Here is a 16438-nt window from a genome sequence, read left to right as displayed (position 1 = left end):
GATACACCAAACCAAATAAACGAGAAAAATAAAATTATGCAAAAAACAAAATTAAATGAGTTATTAGAGTTCCCATGCTCTTTTACCTATAAAGTAATGGGAGAAGCAAAACCAGAGCTTGTAGACAAAGTGGTATCAGTGATTCAACGCCATGCTCCTGGCGATTATACGCCATCAATCAAACCTAGTAGTAAAGGTAATTATCATTCTGTATCAATTACCATTAATGCAACGCATATCGATCAGGTCGAAAGTCTTTATAAAGAATTAGGCGAAATCGATATTGTAAGAATGGTTTTATAGTGTTTTACTTTTTGCTAAAAATTGAAAGTCTTATCGGTATAGATAAGGCTTTCTGTTACACGATTAAAATTAAATAAAATCAATACTCTGCCAGTGTTATTTTAGTAAAGATTCATCTTTATTATAACAAAAGAATTAATTAGAAAATATTATAGAATCAATGTATTTTATTACGATTTTCAAATTAGTGTTGTATAAGTAGTGACATAAATTCATTCGAGATAATAAAACGCAAGATAGTGTTAACTGCCTTGCGCTTTTAATAAAAAAACAAATTATCCTAAAATTTTCACTAATTCTTTTGTTACTTCAGTTACAATTTGCGTTCCATCGATACAGAAATATTGTGTCCGCCCTTCTTTGGCTTCATGCTGATAATAACTAATTAGTGGTTTAGTCAATTCGTGATATTCAACAAGGCGTTTACGAACGATTTCTTCGTTATCATCTTTGCGAATAGTAAGTGGTTCACCAGTCACATCATCAACATTTTCCACCTTTGGTGGATTATGGCGAATGTGATAAACACGACCTGAAGGAGCATGAATTCGGCGCCCACTCATGCGATCAATAATCACTGCGTCTGGTACATCAAATTCAAGCACATAGTCAACATTTATGCCAGCTGTTTTCATTGCATCTGCTTGTGGAACCGTGCGAGGGAAGCCATCTAGCAAAAAGCCATTAGCGCAATCGCTTTGTGCAATACGTTCTTTAACTAATGCAATAACGAGTTCATCGGTAACTAGTTTACCGGCATCCATTAACTCCTTAGCTTGTAAACCAAGTGGACTACCAGCTTTTACTGCTGCTCGCAACATATCACCAGTTGAAATTTGAGGAATACCATATTTTTGCATAATAAATTGTGCTTGTGTTCCCTTTCCTGCTCCTGGTGCTCCTAATAAAATAATTCGCATAAAATAACCTCTTATGGCTTTAATATAAATAAAGCTTCTATTCTGGTAAGTAATGAAATATCACCTTACTGCTGGATATCAAACCATCAGTTGGGCAAATATAGTTAACCGCTCCACAACCTTTGATCATTTGAGCTTTTTGCAAACAAGTCGGGCAAATATACTGTTCAAGATAATGTTGCTTACAATGAGGACAATTAAAATTCTGTGGTGAAACAACACTCATTTTATGATGACACTTTGGACAAAGGCCTTCTTTCCCAGAATCATTTATTAATTTTCCTGACATAAATTAATTTCGCCCTCTTACATGCTTCATTAATCGACGACGTTTACGTTGCTGTGATGCAGTTAAAGTATTTTTTCTACCTTCGAATGGGTTAGCCCCTTCTTTAAACTGAATTCGAATTGGTGACCCCATGATTTTTAGTGATCGTCTAAAATAGTTCATCAAATAACGTTTATAAGAATCTGGTAGATCTTCTACTTGATTACCATGAATCACAACAATTGGTGGATTATAACCACCAGCATGTGCATATTTTAGTTTAACACGTCGCCCTCGAACTAAAGGCGGCTGATGGTCATCTTGTGCCATTTGCATAATCTTGGTTAATAATGCGGTATTAACGCGACGTGTTGCACAATCATATGCTTCTTGAATCGAATCAAATAAGTTACCAACACCACTACCATGCAACGCAGAAATAAAGTGCACACGAGCAAAATCAATAAAATCTAATCTATCATCTAATGTCGTTTTAACTTGCTCTTTGATATCTTGTGATAAACCATCCCATTTATTAACGGCTATTACAAGTGAGCGCCCACTATTAATAATAAAACCAAGCAATGATAAGTCTTGATCGGATACACCTTCTCTGGCATCAATAACTAAAATAACTACATTAGCATCTTCAATTGCTTGTAACGTTTTAATAACTGAAAATTTTTCAACTTTTTCAGTAACTTTTCCTCGTTTACGTACACCAGCCGTATCAATCAAGATATACTCACGTTCATCTCGATTCATTGGTATATAGATACTGTCTCGAGTTGTCCCTGGCATATCATATACAACAACTCGCTCTTCACCTAAAATTCGATTAGTTAGTGTTGACTTACCAACATTTGGTCGGCCAACAATAGCAACTTTGATAGGTTGATTGATTAATGATTCTGTTTCATCAACAAAATCATCACATAATTCAGTTAGATCATCTAATTGTTGATTATCATCTGAGTTATTATCGAACTGGAAAATAGGATCTAATACAGTTTCAATTAATGAACTTACACCACGACCATGACTAGCTGCAATTGGATGAATTTCTCCCAATCCTAAACCATAAAAATCAGAAATCGCAGTATCGGCATCAATACCATCAATTTTATTGACTACTAAAAAAGTAGCTTTATCGCGAGAACGGAGATGTTTTGCAATAGTATGATCGGCTGGCATTGTACCAGCTCTAGCATCAACTAAGAAAAGAACAATATCAGCTTCTTCTATTGCTTGCAGAGATTGCTCAGCCATAAAGCTTTCAACCCCATCTTCTGTTCCATCAATACCACCAGTATCAATCAAGATATATTCATGACCCTTGATCTCAGCTCTTCCATATTTACGATCACGAGTTAATCCAGGAAAGTCAGCCACTAAGGCATCTCGAGTTCGTGTTAACCGATTAAATAGAGTCGACTTTCCAACATTTGGACGACCAACAAGCGCTACAACAGGTACCATGTTTCTTCTCTAGATTACTTTAATTCTTTGTAAAGGCGTAAATATCACCATTTTTAGCTTGGACAATTAACTTATTGCTTACAACTAATGGTTTAGATATTAATCCGCTACTACTCACTTGTGTTTTAGCAACAAGTTCACCACTTTCAGCATTTAACCAATATAGGTAACCTTCAAAATCACCAAACACGACATAATTTTGGTAGATGACAGGATCAGTTAACAAACGATGAGTAAAGTTTGACTGAGTCCAAAGTTCTCCGCCACCACTCTTAGCGATGGCTCGAACATTGTCATCCTGATCAATAACAAACAATCTATCGGTATCAACAGCAAAGCTATGAATAGATCCTAGTACTTTACGCCAAACAGTCTGACCATTACTTAAATCAAGCGCAACAACACTACCATTATAACCAACAGAATAAACTAAATTACCTTCAACTACCGGAGTAGAATCAACATCATTCAATTTTGCTATTTCTGTAGAGCCTGATGGCTGTGAAATGCGTTGCTGCCAAATTAATTGGCCATCATTAATATAGTAAGCATTTACTCGACCATTATCATCACCAACGATTGCTGCACCATGAGCGATAGTGGGTGTAGAGTTACCTCTTATTGATAATGTTGGAACTTCGAAGGAAACATCCCACAAATAATCACCAGTGTCACGATTAATACCTTGAAGAACACCATTAGCAGTATGAATTATTAATTTATTATCAGAAGATACCGGGCGAGCAAGTACTTCCCCTTTCACTGCTTTTTCCCAAACAACTTTACCGTTGAGACGATCTAACGCATAGACAATGGCACGTTCACTACCTACATAGACATATTTATCATCAGCACTTACACCACCTGAAAATAGTGCAGTTTTACTACTGAAAAGTGTACTTTTAGATAAATTAGCATCCCATATAGTATTACCGCTTGATAAATCAATTGCCTTAACTTGTCCACTACGACTCGCTACATAGATAGCATTATCATAATTAATCGGACCTAATAATGAATAAATATGAGTATTACCAGCAGTACTATTTTTCCATACTTGTTGGATAGAAAATTGATTATCTACTTTCGGTGACGGTGCAATTTGTACAATCTCATCTTCTTTACCGAATAAAGAACACCCAGCTAGTGAAAAAACAAAAACACCAACAAAAAGATATTTTGATAACTTCATTGTATAGACCCTTATAGCAGGATAAATTAATTTTTACTTTCTTCAGATGCAGCTTGTTTCGCTTTAGCTTCTTGCTCTGCTTTTTCTTTGGCTGCCTGAGCCTCTTTTTCTGCCTTTTCTTTAGTAGCTAAAGCTTCTTGTTCAACTTGTTGTTTTGCTTTTAAATATTCAGCTTGGTTCAACTTCATTTTAATACTTTCTTCTAAATCTTTAGTTGGTGAAGAAGTCAAAGCAACATTATAAGCACTAACTGCGTCAGCATAACGAGTCATTTTTACAAGCACATCACCGCGGAGATCATTAATTACAGCACCCCAACTTTCATTAGTTACATTACCTAAAGATGTTAGACTTTCTTGATATTGACCTTGTTGATACTGTAAGTGTGCTATACGAATATTGGTAATCGCTTTCACAGGCTCTGAATCAGTTTTCTTTAATGCATCAACTAACAAAGATTGAGCTCCAGAATAATCTTTTAATACCTCAACATAAAATTTTGCTGCACGCAAATTAGCAAACACGCTATAAATAGTATCATTGTTTTTAGCAAAAGATACTAATTCATTAACAGAATCTGGTTTATTATCATCTAATTGAGCAATTAATTGTTCATACTTATCTGATGATGCTATCGCCTTTTCAACTTTATATGATTGCCAATAACGCCAGCCATAAAAGGCCAATAATCCAATCACAATAATGGCAACCATAATTTTCCATGTTTTAGCAAAAAAACCTTTTATCTCTTCAATTTGTTCTTCACTGGATAACTGATGACTCACGTTTTTCTCCTATTTCCTTTACTTAATAGACAAACAAGTTTGGATAATATCTGCTTGTGCCACTTCAAATTGTTCGCCTGTTTGTAAATTTTTAATCATTACTGTTTGATTAGCTAATTCATTTTCACCAATAATAACTGCTATCTTAGCACCTAATTTATCTGCTTTGGTAAATTGTTTCTTAAAATTACTGCTACCATAATTTGTCATGATTCGCCAATCAGGAAAACCATCACGTAATTGCTCTGCAACACTTTGAGCAGCTGATATGGTCTTTTCATCACCAGATGAAATCATATAAATATCAATCGAATTATCACAATAAAATGATGGATTAACCGCTTGCACTAATAGCACTAAACGCTCAACCCCCATTGCAAAACCAACTGCTGGTGTTGGTTGCCCGCCAAGTTGGCCTACAAGACCATCATAGCGACCACCACCACAAACTGTTCCCTGTGCCCCTAGGCTGTTAGTTACCCATTCAAAAACTGTTCGATTATAGTAATCTAAACCGCGTACTAATCTTTGATTAATATTATATTCTATTCCAGCATTATCCAATAGTCGGCATAAGCTTTCGAAGTGAATTTTAGATTCTTCATCTAAATAATCAAACAATTTTGGAGCTTGATTCAGCAACTCTTGAACAACTGGATTTTTTGAATCAAGTACGCGCAATGGGTTAGTATACATTCTACGTAAACAGTCTTCATCTAATTTACCTTTATGTTGCTCAAGAAAAGCAACCAACGCATTTCGATAATTGGCTCTTGCTTCAAGCGAACCAATTGAATTAAGTTCAAGAGAAGTATGCTGTTCAATACCAAGGGCTTTCCAAAAACGAGCCGTTAATAAAATAAGCTCAGCATCAATATTTGGCCCTTCAAGCCCAAAGACTTCAACACCAAATTGATGAAATTGACGATAGCGCCCTTTTTGTGGTTTTTCATAACGAAAAGCTGGTCCTAAATACCAAAGGCGTTGTTCTTGATTATAAAAAAGACCGTGTTCAATTCCTGCTCGAACACAACCTGCGGTAATTTCTGGGCGTAAAGTGATGCTTTCATCATTTCGATCATTGAAAGTATACATCTCTTTTTCAACAATATCGGTGACTTCTCCGACCGCCCGTTTAAATAGCGCAGTATCTTCAACAATAGGCGTTCTAATTTCGTTGTAGCCATAACTATTTAGTACACCTTTAACGATTTTTTCAATCTGTTGCCAACTTGCACTATCTGTTGGGAGTAAATCGTTCATTCCTCGTATAGATTGGATCTTTTTCTCTGTCATTTATTTATTCGCTATCTAATAAAATTATAATTCAGTTGCTGCAATTCTGTTTTTCAATATTAATGCTTTAGCACGAATTTTAGCTTCTAATTTATCAATCATTTGTTCATTATCAATACGGCCAATACGTACACCATCTTCATAAAAACCACTTTTGTTATGACCGCCAGCAACGCCCATAGTTGAAGCTAATGCCTCCCCAGGACCGTTAACCACACAGCCAATAATTGATACATCCATTGGCGTAATAATATCTTCTAATCGCTGTTCTAATGTATTGACTGTATTAATCACATCAAACTCTTGGCGAGAACAGGTTGGACACACAATAAAATTAATACCACGAGACCGTATACGCAGCGATTTTAAAATATCAAATCCAACTTTCACTTCTTCTGTTGGGTCAGCCGCTAAGGAAACTCGAAGTGTATCGCCAATACCTTCTGATAACAATAATCCCAATCCAATGGCCGATTTAATAGCACCACTTCGAACACCACCTGCTTCAGTTATACCTAGATGCAATGGTTGCTTTATTTGCTTAGCTAACAATCGATAAGCATCAACTGCAGTAAACACATCAGATGCTTTTACACTAACTTTAAACTGTTCGAAATTAAGTCGGTTAAGTATATCGACATGGCGCATCGCTGATTCAACTATCGCTTTTGGAGTAGGTTCACCATATTTTTCTTGAATATCTTTTTCAAGAGAACCAGAATTAACACCGATTCGTATCGGGATATTTTTATCTTTAGCGCAATCAACAACAGCTCGAATTCTTGATTCATTACCTATATTGCCAGGATTAATTCTTAAGCAATCAACGCCATATTCGGCAACCTTTAATGCAATACGATAATCAAAATGAATATCGGCAATGAGTGGAACTTTTGCCTGCTGCTTAATAAATTTAAAAGCTTCAGCTGCATCCATTGTAGGTATGGAAACCCGCACAATATCTACACCAACACGTTCAAGTGCTTGAATTTGGGCTACTGTTTTTTCTACATCTGTGGTTCGAGTATTTGTCATTGATTGAACTGCAATCGGAGCTCCGTTACCAATAGGAACATTGCCGACATAAATTCGGGTTGATTCTCGTCTAACAATTGGTAAATCTTGATGACTCATACATATTTAACCATTTTACAAAATAACTAGCCAGCAATCTTAACAAGATTTAAGGCAAATGTCTGTATGAGAATAAGAAAATTTGCTAACTATTAACACGAGTAGAAGAGGATGGCGAAATATAATGACTTACTTCAATAAGATTATTTTTATTGTCTTTATTAACATAATATAACGTTATACAAAGAGCACAAAGAAGAATAAATATTCCCCAAAAGATAAATGGAGCTTTTCCTTGTTTTTTTGTTATAAACATTTGTATTTGCACTTTCTTTTGTTGAGACTTAAATTTTTTAGTTAATTCATCTAGATAAGGTTGATAGTAATCTGATGATAAGCCAACTATTTCAGCATAAGTACGAATATAACCTTTTATAAAAACAAGCGGGGCATGAGGTAACCGATCATTTTCGATATGAACAACTACTGTCTTTCGCACATGAATTTTATTGGCAATATCATCTTGAGTTAATCCCATTTTTTCTCGTAAATCAGCAAGCATCACTCCTAATGAAATATCGTCCATCATATCCTCATAAATTTAATACTAATCGTTAGCTAATTCGATTTTCACTTATTTCTTCAATTAATCAATTTTGTTTGCATTAATCCATCGTGTTGGTTTTTCAATTTCATTTTGAGCTGCAACTAATTGTAATTCATATTCATCTTGCTTTAAGGTTTCAAGCATAACCGCATACACGGCTGAGGTAGTATGTTCTAAAGCTTCAACCAATGATTTCCCAAGTAAAATATTAGCTAAAAAAAGCCCGCTTGTCATATCACCAACACCCACGGGTTGTCTTACACCAAAATCAACTAGCGGGCGATCAATATGCCATGCTTCGTCACTAGTTACAAGCAACATTTCAAAACGATTAATTTTATATCCAGCTCTGCTTAAATGTTTAACTAAAATTGCTTTAGGTCCTTTTTTACATAACTCTCGACAAGCTAAAATTGCTTCATCAACATTATTAATACGTTGTTTTCCATTAAGCTCTTCAAGTTCCAAAATATTGGGAGCCATCATATCTGCCACAGGCAACACAGTATTACATAAAAACTCAGAAACACCAGGAGCAACAAAACATCCTTTTTCAGGATGTCCCATTACAGGATCACAAAAGTAAATCGCATTAGGGTTAACAGCTTTTACTTTTTTAACTATTTCTATAATTGCATTACCTTGTTCTGGTGATCCCATATAACCACTTAATACCGCATCACACCGTTTCAACTCATCGATTTCATTAATTCCATCAGCAATTTCTGTTAAATGTGATGCAGACATTACCGTTCCAGTCCATTGTCGATATTGAGTATGGTTAGAAAATTGTACAGTGTTTAAAGGCCAAACATTTACACCTATTCGACGCATAGGAAATACAGCCGCACTATTCCCAGCATGACCAAATACAACATGTGACTGAATAGATAAAATATTTTTCATGAAATTAACTCCAAATTAATAAGCAGTAATATTTTTTACCACGACGAAGTAAAGTATAACGATTATATAGTTTATCACTATCAGTAAAACGGTAATCAGTTGTAGTGTTACGTTCACCATTAACAGAAATAGCATTAGATTCAATCATTGTTCTAGCTTGTCCTCTTGATGGTGCAAATTCCGCATTAACAATTGCTTGTTGCAAATCAACATTTTCCTCAACGGCTAATGTTGGCATACCATCTTGAGCTAATTGTTCAAAGTCAGCTTCGGATAAGTCAGTTAATTTGCCAGAGAATAAACTTTCTGTAATGCGTTTTGCTGCAATCAATCCTTCTTCACCATGAACTAAGCGTGTAACTTGCTCAGCAAGTACATATTGAGCTCGTGGTGCAACGCCACTATTTTTATCTTTTTCCTCCAATGCATCAATCTCACTTAGAGGCATAAATGTGAAAAATTTTAAGAATCGATAAACATCAGCATCAGCAGTATTTATCCAAAATTGATAGAATTTATAAGGACTTGTCTTTTTAGGGTCTAACCATACGGCACCACTTTCAGTTTTACCAAATTTGGTACCATCTGATTTAGTGATTAACGGTACAGTCAAACCATAAACTTGTTTTTGATGTAAACGACGGGTTAAATCAATACCTGCAGTAATATTACCCCACTGATCAGATCCACCAATTTGTAAAACAACATCATGTGATTTATTCAAACAAGCAAAATCATAAGATTGTAATAAGCTATAAGAAAATTCAGTAAATGAAATACCCACCTCATCACGATCTATACGTTGTTTAACTGATTCTTTATTGATCATCGCATTAACTGAAAAATACTTACCAACATCACGTAAAAATGTCAGTACATTCATGCCACTAAACCAATCATAGTTATTAGCCACAATCGCTGAATTTCCACCACAATTAAAATCTAAAAATGGTGACACTTGTTGTTTGATCTTTTCACTCCACTCAATAACTGTTTCCTCAGTATTAAGTTTTCGTTCAACAGCTTTAAAACTTGGATCGCCAATTAATCCTGTTGCTCCCCCTACAAGCGCAACAGGTTTATGACCAGCTAACTGAAAACGTTTTAAACAAAGTAATGGAACTAAATGACCAAGATGCAAACTATCTGCTGTTGGATCAAAACCACAATAAAGCGCAATAGGATTTTGTTCAATTTGTTCTATTAGTGCTTTTTCATCAGTAAGCTGAGCAATCAGCCCACGTTCTTGTAGTTGTTTGATCACATTTTTTGTCATGATATTTTACCTATTAAATTTATTACATTTATATTCTAGTTTAAATAAGATTTATTCTAATTTACTTTGTTGTGATAACGTTTATACGCTTGTTTAAAATGATCTGCTACGATCTCGTTTGGCTTTTTATCAAAAAGACTAAAAATAATAATAGCTATAGAAGCAAATAAAAATCCAGGGATAAGCGAATACAAATTAAACCAATTAAAATTAATCCATAGCAACACAGTTACGGCACCAGTTATCATTCCAGCTAGTGCTCCATTACGTGTCATACGCGACCAAAAAACAGAAAATACGATTATAGGACCAAACGCCGCACCAAATCCAGCCCAAGCATGACTTACTAAATCAAGTACGCTATTATTTGGATTAATAGCTAATAAAATAGCAATAACTGAAACTAATAGCACCATTATACGACCAACCCATACCAGTTCCTTTTGTTTTGCTTTTGGTCTAAAAAACGCACGATAAAAATCTTCCGTTAGAGCACTTGAACAAACTAATAATTGACAACTTAATGTGCTCATGACCGCTGCTAAAATAGCGGCCAACAAAATACCAGCAATCCAAGGATTAAAAAGTAATTTCGACAATTCGATAAAAATACGTTCATGTTTACCATCATTAATCAAGTAAGATAAATCTGGATTATGAGCAAAAAAGGCGATACCAAAAAAACCAACCGTGATTGCGCCAGCTAAACACAAAACCATCCATGTCATACTAATCCGTCGAGCGTTTTTCATTACTTCATGTGAATCAGCAGCCATAAATCTGGCTAAAATATGAGGTTGCCCAAAATATCCAAGCCCCCAACCTAATAATGAAATAATGGCAATAAAATCCATATGAGCAAATAAATTGGTATAATCTGAATTGAGCGATTCAATATATATCAATGCATCAGAAAGCCCACCAGCATTCACCATAACCATAATTGGCGTTAGAATAAGTGCAAACATCATTAAACTAGCTTGAATAGTATCAGTCCAGCTTACTGCTAAAAAACCACCGATAAACGTATAGGCAATTGTTGCACCTGCACCCGCTAACATCGCCCAGCCATAGCTCATACCAAATGTACTCTCGAATAACTTTGCACCCGCAACTACGCCAGAAGCACAATAAATAGTAAAAAATATTAGAATAATGACAGCTGAAATAATGCGTAGAAGTGAGCTTTTATCATCAAATCGACGAGCAAAATAATCGGGTAAAGTTAATGAATTATGATTGATTTCAGTAAAGACTCGTAATCGTCCTGCAATGAGTAGCCAATTTAAATAAGCACCAATAATCAATCCGATTGCAATCCAACTTTGTGAAATACCAAACAAAAAAACAGCACCAGGTAATCCCATTAATAGCCAACCACTCATATCTGATGCGCCAGCTGAAAGCGCAGTCACAACACTACCGATACGACGCCCACCTAAAATATAATCACCAAAATTTTGCGTTGAACGAAACGCAAAAAAACCTATGGCAATCATGCCTAAAATATATACAGCAAAGGTGACAATCATTGGTAAGGGCATATCTTTAAAAAACCTTATTTGATAAAATTAAGAAATAGTACGCTAGCTTATCATAAAATGACTATGCTAAAAAGTCAGTGAGTATAAATGTGAATATACAAATAACAAAAAACTAAGCAACATTAAAAATAAAATTGTCTTACAATTATTAATCAGTACATTTCATCGTTCTCATCCATATAAAAAAATAAATGCAACTTACAGATAAACAGTAAATAAAAGTATATAATATGCGTCTTACTATTTTTTAATAAAATTATTTTGTGAAACAATCAACCCGAATTCAAATTTTAGAAAGATTAAAAGATCATATTAAAGATCCAACAACAGAACTAGTGTATGAAACACCTTTTGAACTATTAATCGCAGTAGTACTTTCAGCCCAAGCGACTGATGTTAGTGTAAACAAAGCCACAAAACCGCTGTTTGCTATTGCTAATACTGCTGAACAAATTTTGGCTCTTGGTATTGATAAACTAAAAAGCTATATCCGTACCATTGGGCTTTATAACAGTAAAGCGGATAATATAATAAAAACGTGTCAAATTTTGGTAGATAAATATCAGGGTGAAGTTCCTGAACGTTTTGATGCACTAATTGAATTACCGGGTGTTGGTCGTAAAACGGCAAATGTTGTGTTAAACACCGCTTTCGGTTGGCCTACCATTGCCGTTGATACACACATATTTAGAGTAAGCAACCGTACAGGTTTTGCACCAGGTAAAACAGTAGAGGTTGTTGAAGAAAAATTGCTGAAAGTCGTACCCAAAGAATATAAAATAAATTGTCACCACTGGCTAATATTACATGGCCGTTATACCTGTATTGCCAGAAAGCCTAGATGTGGATCCTGTGTTATAGAAGATTTGTGCGAATTTAAAGAAAAAACTTATCCAGAGTAGAAATCAATGCCAAATAAATTTAATTTAGACCAAGATGATATAAACTTGTTTAAAAATAGTATTGGTAGCATCACCAAAAAACTAAAACAAGATACTGTCGTTCATAAACCACAAAAACGTTCACAAAAAGTAATAGAAACCCAAAAACAGCAATATGAAAAAATTAATGCTGAATTTTATTTTTCTGATGATTATCAGCCGCTATTGCAAGAAGACCCTATTTGCTATAGCCGAGAAAATGCAGATCCCTACGAAGTAAAAAAATTGCGTCGTGGATTTTATGAACCAGAATTCTTTTTAGACCTACATGGGTTAATTCAACAAGAGGCTAAAAAAGAAATTGCCGCTCTTATCGCAGCATGTTTACGTGAAAGAACGCATTGTGCTTGTATCATGTATGGACATGGGAAAAACATCTTAAAAAAACAAACACCCATGTGGCTAGCTCAGCATCCTCATGTTATCTGTTTTCATCAAGCCCCTAAAGAATTTGGTGGCAACGCAGCACTTCTCATTTTATTTGATATTGAAAACAAACTAATAAATAGCTAGTTTTTGAAAACTTAACCAACCATCTGGGTAATCATAAAAATAATTTTTACTCTTCTTCCGTCAATTTATTTAAGCCTTTGTGACGACATTAGCATGTAGATAAAAACAACAATTAAAATAGTTTTAACTAGAGGTTAATGTTTAAAAATAATTGTTAATAACGCAAAACAAAAAAACCAGCTTAGCGATAACGTCAAGCTGGTAAACATTGGAAGCAATGTGAGCAATGTCATACTTTTTCTGAAGCCTCTAAAGCTCTAACAAAGTACGACAATAATGATAATGATTATCATTAACAATATCAAGCATTTTTTTATTTTCTAAGCTAGATAAAAATAAATCCTTTATTCTCTAATTTCATAATAAGAGGATTCATATTTAACAATATAAAAAATAAGCAGAATATTCCTATTCTGCTTTTATAAAAAATTCTACGCAATGGCTAATTTAGGCGAAATAAAACAGAGTATAGTACTCATTATTTTTGATAAATAAATTCAACACCCTCTTCATCGCTTTCGTCCCAGTCACCAAAATCATCGCCATCATCAAAAGCCTCATCCATTACTTGTTGATGGTAATCATCCCACATAAATTCCACTTTTTCAGGCGATGACACTTCTTGTTCTGCTTCACGTGGATGCGCATTGATATATTCCATTAAGTCCCAACACAAGGCTTTTACACCTTCTTGATTAATGGCTGAAATAATATAATATTTATCTTGCCAATCAAGTGTCTTAGCTATTTCAGCCGCACGTTTAGCGCTCTCTTCAGGACCTAATACATCCATTTTATTAAACACCAACCAACGTGGTTTATTAGCTAATTTTTCACTATATCGTTGAACCTCTTGGATTATCACTTTAGCATTTTCTACCGGATCTGATTCATCTACTGGTGCCATATCGATCAAATGAACTAAAACACGACAACGTTCAAGATGTTTTAAGAAACGAATACCAAGTCCTGCACCGTCTGATGCCCCCTCTATTAAACCAGGAATATCAGCAACAACAAAACTTTGTTCATTATCCATTCTTACTACACCTAAACTAGGCACTAAAGTAGTAAATGGATAATCGGCAACTTTTGGTTTAGCAGCTGAAACTGAGCGAATAAAAGTTGATTTACCAGCATTAGGCAAGCCCAACATCCCCACATCAGCAAGTAACAACAATTCTAATAATACATCGCGCTTTTCACCTGGAGTACCATCAGTTTTTTGTCTTGGCGCACGATTTACCGATGATTTAAAACGCGCATTTCCAAGCCCATGAAAACCGCCCTTGGCAACCAATACTTTTTGTTGGTGATGGGTTAAATCACCAATAATTTCACCTGTATATTTGTCGGTAATTCGTGTCCCCACCGGTACTTTAACGGTAATATCTCGGCCACGCTTACCCGTACAATCAGAACCCTGTCCATTTTGGCCACGCTCAGCACGGTAATTTTTTTCAAACTGAAAATCAACTAGTGTATTTAAATTCTCATCAGCGATAAAAAAGACATCACCACCATCGCCACCGTCGCCACCATCAGGACCACCTTTAGGTATATACTTTTCTCGGCGAAAACCGACACAACCATTTCCACCATCTCCAGCTTCAACGCGAATTGATGCTTCATCAACAAATTTCATTATTCTTCCCCTTTATTGCGGTTAATTAGCCAGCCTTTTCTTGGATGCCAAATATAATGCCCAATGGTCGCAAACATAGCACCCGCAACAACAGATACTGCACCAATATAACCTAAAATATTTAAATATTGCATAGCAAACTTTTCAGGCCAAATTAAAGCAAACAAATCTGAAAAGATCAGCGAAAACAATGGCGTTAGGGTTGTTATTGCACTCACTTGTGCTGCTTGCCATCTTTCCATAGCCATCACTAATGCGCCATAAGCAATAATAGTATTTAAACCACAAAATATGATAGCAAACAGTTGAGTTGCATCAGCATTTGTAATTTTACTTAGCGACGTAAAAGGCAACAAAAAAACAGTACAAATAAGGTAAATCAACCAAAGTAACTGTTCTGCACGTAATTTCTGTAATAGTACTTTTTGAGCAAGCGCATAACAAGCCCATGATACCGAAGCCAGTAAACCAAGCCACACGCCAATACCATATGAAGACATATTAGAAAACAGATCTACAATATTTTTATTAAAAAATAACCCCAGCCCAACTAATAATACTAAAATACCAATAATCTGAGTCGGTCTGAGTCGCTCTCTAAAAATAAAAGCACTTGAAATCATAAAAATCACAATGCCTGTTTGCCCAACAACCTGAGCGGTTGTAGCTGAAAGATACTGAAGTGCATTAGCAAACAGTGCAAAATTACCCAACAACCCAAAACCTGCAATCATCACTAAAACAAAACGACGACATTTTCTAAACATCATTAAATTAGGAAATTGCTTTTTATAAGCCAACCAGATGGTAATACCAAGCGCTGAAATAGCTAGTCTAGACCAAGCTAATGTCAATGGATCAACAACTACTAGTGCGTATTTCATTGCAATTGGCACAATGCCCCACATCACTGCGGTTAACATGGCAAGTGCAAAACCTAATTTAACATTTTGCTGCTTTATCATATCACCATCAATTTTATATTAACTTCAAGAAATGAAAAAAGCCCCACAATAATTGTGAGGCTTCTAAAACTTTTTGAATCGTTTATGAATTAGCTGTTAGCAACTACACTAACATAACGACGATTCTTAGGTCCTTTAACTTCAAACTTTACTTGTCCATCAATTAAGGCAAATAGAGTATGATCACGACCACAACCTACATTAGTGCCTGGGTGGAATTGAGTTCCACGTTGACGAACTAAAATGTTACCAGCAAGAACTTCTTGACTACCATAACGTTTAACACCTAAACGTTTACTTTGGGAATCACGACCATTACGTGATGAACCACCAGCCTTCTTATGTGCCATTGTTCGATACTCCTATTAAGCGATTGCAGTGATCTTCACATCAGTGAACCACTGACGGTGACCTTGTTGTTTACGATAGTGTTTACGACGACGGAATTTAACAATTTTCACTTTATCGCCACGACCGTGCTCAACAATTTCTGCTTTAATTGTTGCACCTTCAACAAACGGAGCACCAACTTTGATGTCTTCACCATTTGCTACCATTAAAACTTTATCGAAAACAACTTCTGCACCTGTTTCGACTTCAATTTTTTCCAAGCGAACGACTTGTCCTTCGCTAACTCGGTGTTGTTTACCACCACTTTGGAAAACTGCGTACATACTTAACTCCGCAATAAAAAGCAGACGATTACTTGATTAAACATATATGT

General features: G+C 35.3%; 18 protein-coding genes. 3 read left to right on the top strand and 15 right to left on the bottom strand.

Features of this window, described 5'->3' with window-relative positions; all coding sequences use genetic code 11:
- Positions 1-36 precede the first annotated feature (36 nt).
- Positions 37-303, top strand: coding sequence for a DUF493 family protein YbeD (gene ybeD, locus ACGH49_RS07740; RefSeq protein ID WP_411588926.1), 267 nt, complete (start codon positions 37-39; stop codon positions 301-303).
- 275 nt (positions 304-578) lie between these two features.
- Here the strand turns inward: ybeD and adk are convergent, their stop codons facing one another.
- From adk to putP, 11 genes are all read right to left on the bottom strand, one after another.
- The gene (gene adk / locus ACGH49_RS07735) at positions 579-1223 is read right to left on the bottom strand and encodes an adenylate kinase (protein WP_411588925.1); all 645 of its coding nucleotides are present in this window, start codon (positions 1221-1223) and stop codon (positions 579-581) included.
- 37 nt (positions 1224-1260) lie between these two features.
- Positions 1261-1512 carry a zinc-ribbon domain-containing protein gene (locus tag ACGH49_RS07730; protein WP_081297592.1) on the bottom strand — a complete coding sequence of 84 codons (252 nt, stop codon included), beginning with the start codon at positions 1510-1512 and terminating at the stop codon, positions 1261-1263.
- A 3-nt stretch (positions 1513-1515) separates the two neighbouring features.
- On the bottom strand, positions 1516-2970 hold the full coding sequence (der, locus tag ACGH49_RS07725; RefSeq protein ID WP_411588924.1) for a ribosome biogenesis GTPase Der: 1455 nt from the start codon (positions 2968-2970) through the stop codon (positions 1516-1518).
- A gap of 19 nt (positions 2971-2989) precedes the next feature.
- Positions 2990-4162, bottom strand: a complete 1173-nt coding sequence (gene bamB / locus ACGH49_RS07720) for an outer membrane protein assembly factor BamB (RefSeq protein WP_034913301.1) — start codon at positions 4160-4162, stop codon at positions 2990-2992.
- A 26-nt stretch (positions 4163-4188) separates the two neighbouring features.
- A complete protein-coding gene (locus ACGH49_RS07715) occupies positions 4189-4947 on the bottom strand; it encodes a tetratricopeptide repeat protein (RefSeq protein ID WP_411588923.1) in 759 nt (252 codons plus the stop codon).
- Between the two features lie 18 nt (positions 4948-4965).
- On the bottom strand, positions 4966-6243 hold the full coding sequence (gene hisS, locus ACGH49_RS07710) for a histidine--tRNA ligase (RefSeq protein ID WP_411588922.1): 1278 nt from the start codon (positions 6241-6243) through the stop codon (positions 4966-4968).
- A gap of 24 nt (positions 6244-6267) precedes the next feature.
- Positions 6268-7377, bottom strand: a complete 1110-nt coding sequence (gene ispG, locus ACGH49_RS07705; protein WP_411588921.1) for a flavodoxin-dependent (E)-4-hydroxy-3-methylbut-2-enyl-diphosphate synthase — start codon at positions 7375-7377, stop codon at positions 6268-6270.
- Positions 7378-7462: 85 nt separating this feature from the next.
- Entirely contained in the window at positions 7463-7906 is a 444-nt protein-coding gene (locus ACGH49_RS07700) for a helix-turn-helix domain-containing protein (RefSeq protein ID WP_081298003.1), read from the bottom strand.
- Between the two features lie 57 nt (positions 7907-7963).
- Positions 7964-8830, bottom strand: coding sequence for a pyridoxal kinase PdxY (gene pdxY, locus ACGH49_RS07695; RefSeq protein ID WP_411588920.1), 867 nt, complete (start codon positions 8828-8830; stop codon positions 7964-7966).
- A 4-nt stretch (positions 8831-8834) separates the two neighbouring features.
- Complete coding sequence (tyrS, locus tag ACGH49_RS07690; RefSeq protein WP_218058596.1) at positions 8835-10106, bottom strand: tyrosine--tRNA ligase; 1272 nt, start codon at positions 10104-10106, stop codon at positions 8835-8837.
- 56 nt (positions 10107-10162) lie between these two features.
- Positions 10163-11650 (bottom strand): sodium/proline symporter PutP, encoded by a 1488-nt coding sequence (putP, locus tag ACGH49_RS07685; RefSeq protein ID WP_411588919.1) that lies wholly within the window; start codon positions 11648-11650, stop codon positions 10163-10165.
- Positions 11651-11913: 263 nt separating this feature from the next.
- Between putP and nth the strand changes: the two genes are divergently transcribed.
- Both nth and smrB read left to right on the top strand, forming a co-directional pair.
- Positions 11914-12552: an endonuclease III gene (gene nth, locus ACGH49_RS07680; RefSeq protein ID WP_065606541.1), complete on the top strand. Its 639-nt coding sequence runs from the start codon at positions 11914-11916 to the stop codon at positions 12550-12552.
- A 6-nt stretch (positions 12553-12558) separates the two neighbouring features.
- A complete protein-coding gene (gene smrB / locus ACGH49_RS07675) occupies positions 12559-13104 on the top strand; it encodes an endonuclease SmrB (RefSeq protein WP_411588917.1) in 546 nt (181 codons plus the stop codon).
- Positions 13105-13582: 478 nt separating this feature from the next.
- Here smrB and cgtA read toward each other — a convergent pair whose 3' ends face one another.
- The 4 genes from cgtA to rplU all read right to left on the bottom strand — a co-directional run bounded on the left by cgtA (position 13583) and on the right by rplU (position 16388).
- Positions 13583-14749 (bottom strand): Obg family GTPase CgtA, encoded by a 1167-nt coding sequence (gene cgtA / locus ACGH49_RS07670; protein WP_411588916.1) that lies wholly within the window; start codon positions 14747-14749, stop codon positions 13583-13585.
- Positions 14749-15714, bottom strand: coding sequence for a DMT family transporter (locus ACGH49_RS07665; protein ID WP_411588915.1), 966 nt, complete (start codon positions 15712-15714; stop codon positions 14749-14751). Before ACGH49_RS07665 ends, cgtA begins: the two co-directional genes overlap by 1 nt.
- Positions 15715-15803: 89 nt before the next feature.
- On the bottom strand, positions 15804-16064 hold the full coding sequence (gene rpmA / locus ACGH49_RS07660) for a 50S ribosomal protein L27 (RefSeq protein WP_034915250.1): 261 nt from the start codon (positions 16062-16064) through the stop codon (positions 15804-15806).
- Positions 16065-16079: 15 nt separating this feature from the next.
- Positions 16080-16388 (bottom strand): 50S ribosomal protein L21, encoded by a 309-nt coding sequence (gene rplU / locus ACGH49_RS07655; RefSeq protein WP_025314436.1) that lies wholly within the window; start codon positions 16386-16388, stop codon positions 16080-16082.
- Positions 16389-16438 lie beyond the last annotated feature (50 nt).

The organism is Gilliamella sp. BG7 (assembly GCF_046635565.1).
GTDB classification, from domain to species: Bacteria; Pseudomonadota; Gammaproteobacteria; order Enterobacterales; family Orbaceae; genus Gilliamella; species Gilliamella apicola_P.
This window is presented reverse-complemented; position numbering and strand designations above follow the sequence as displayed.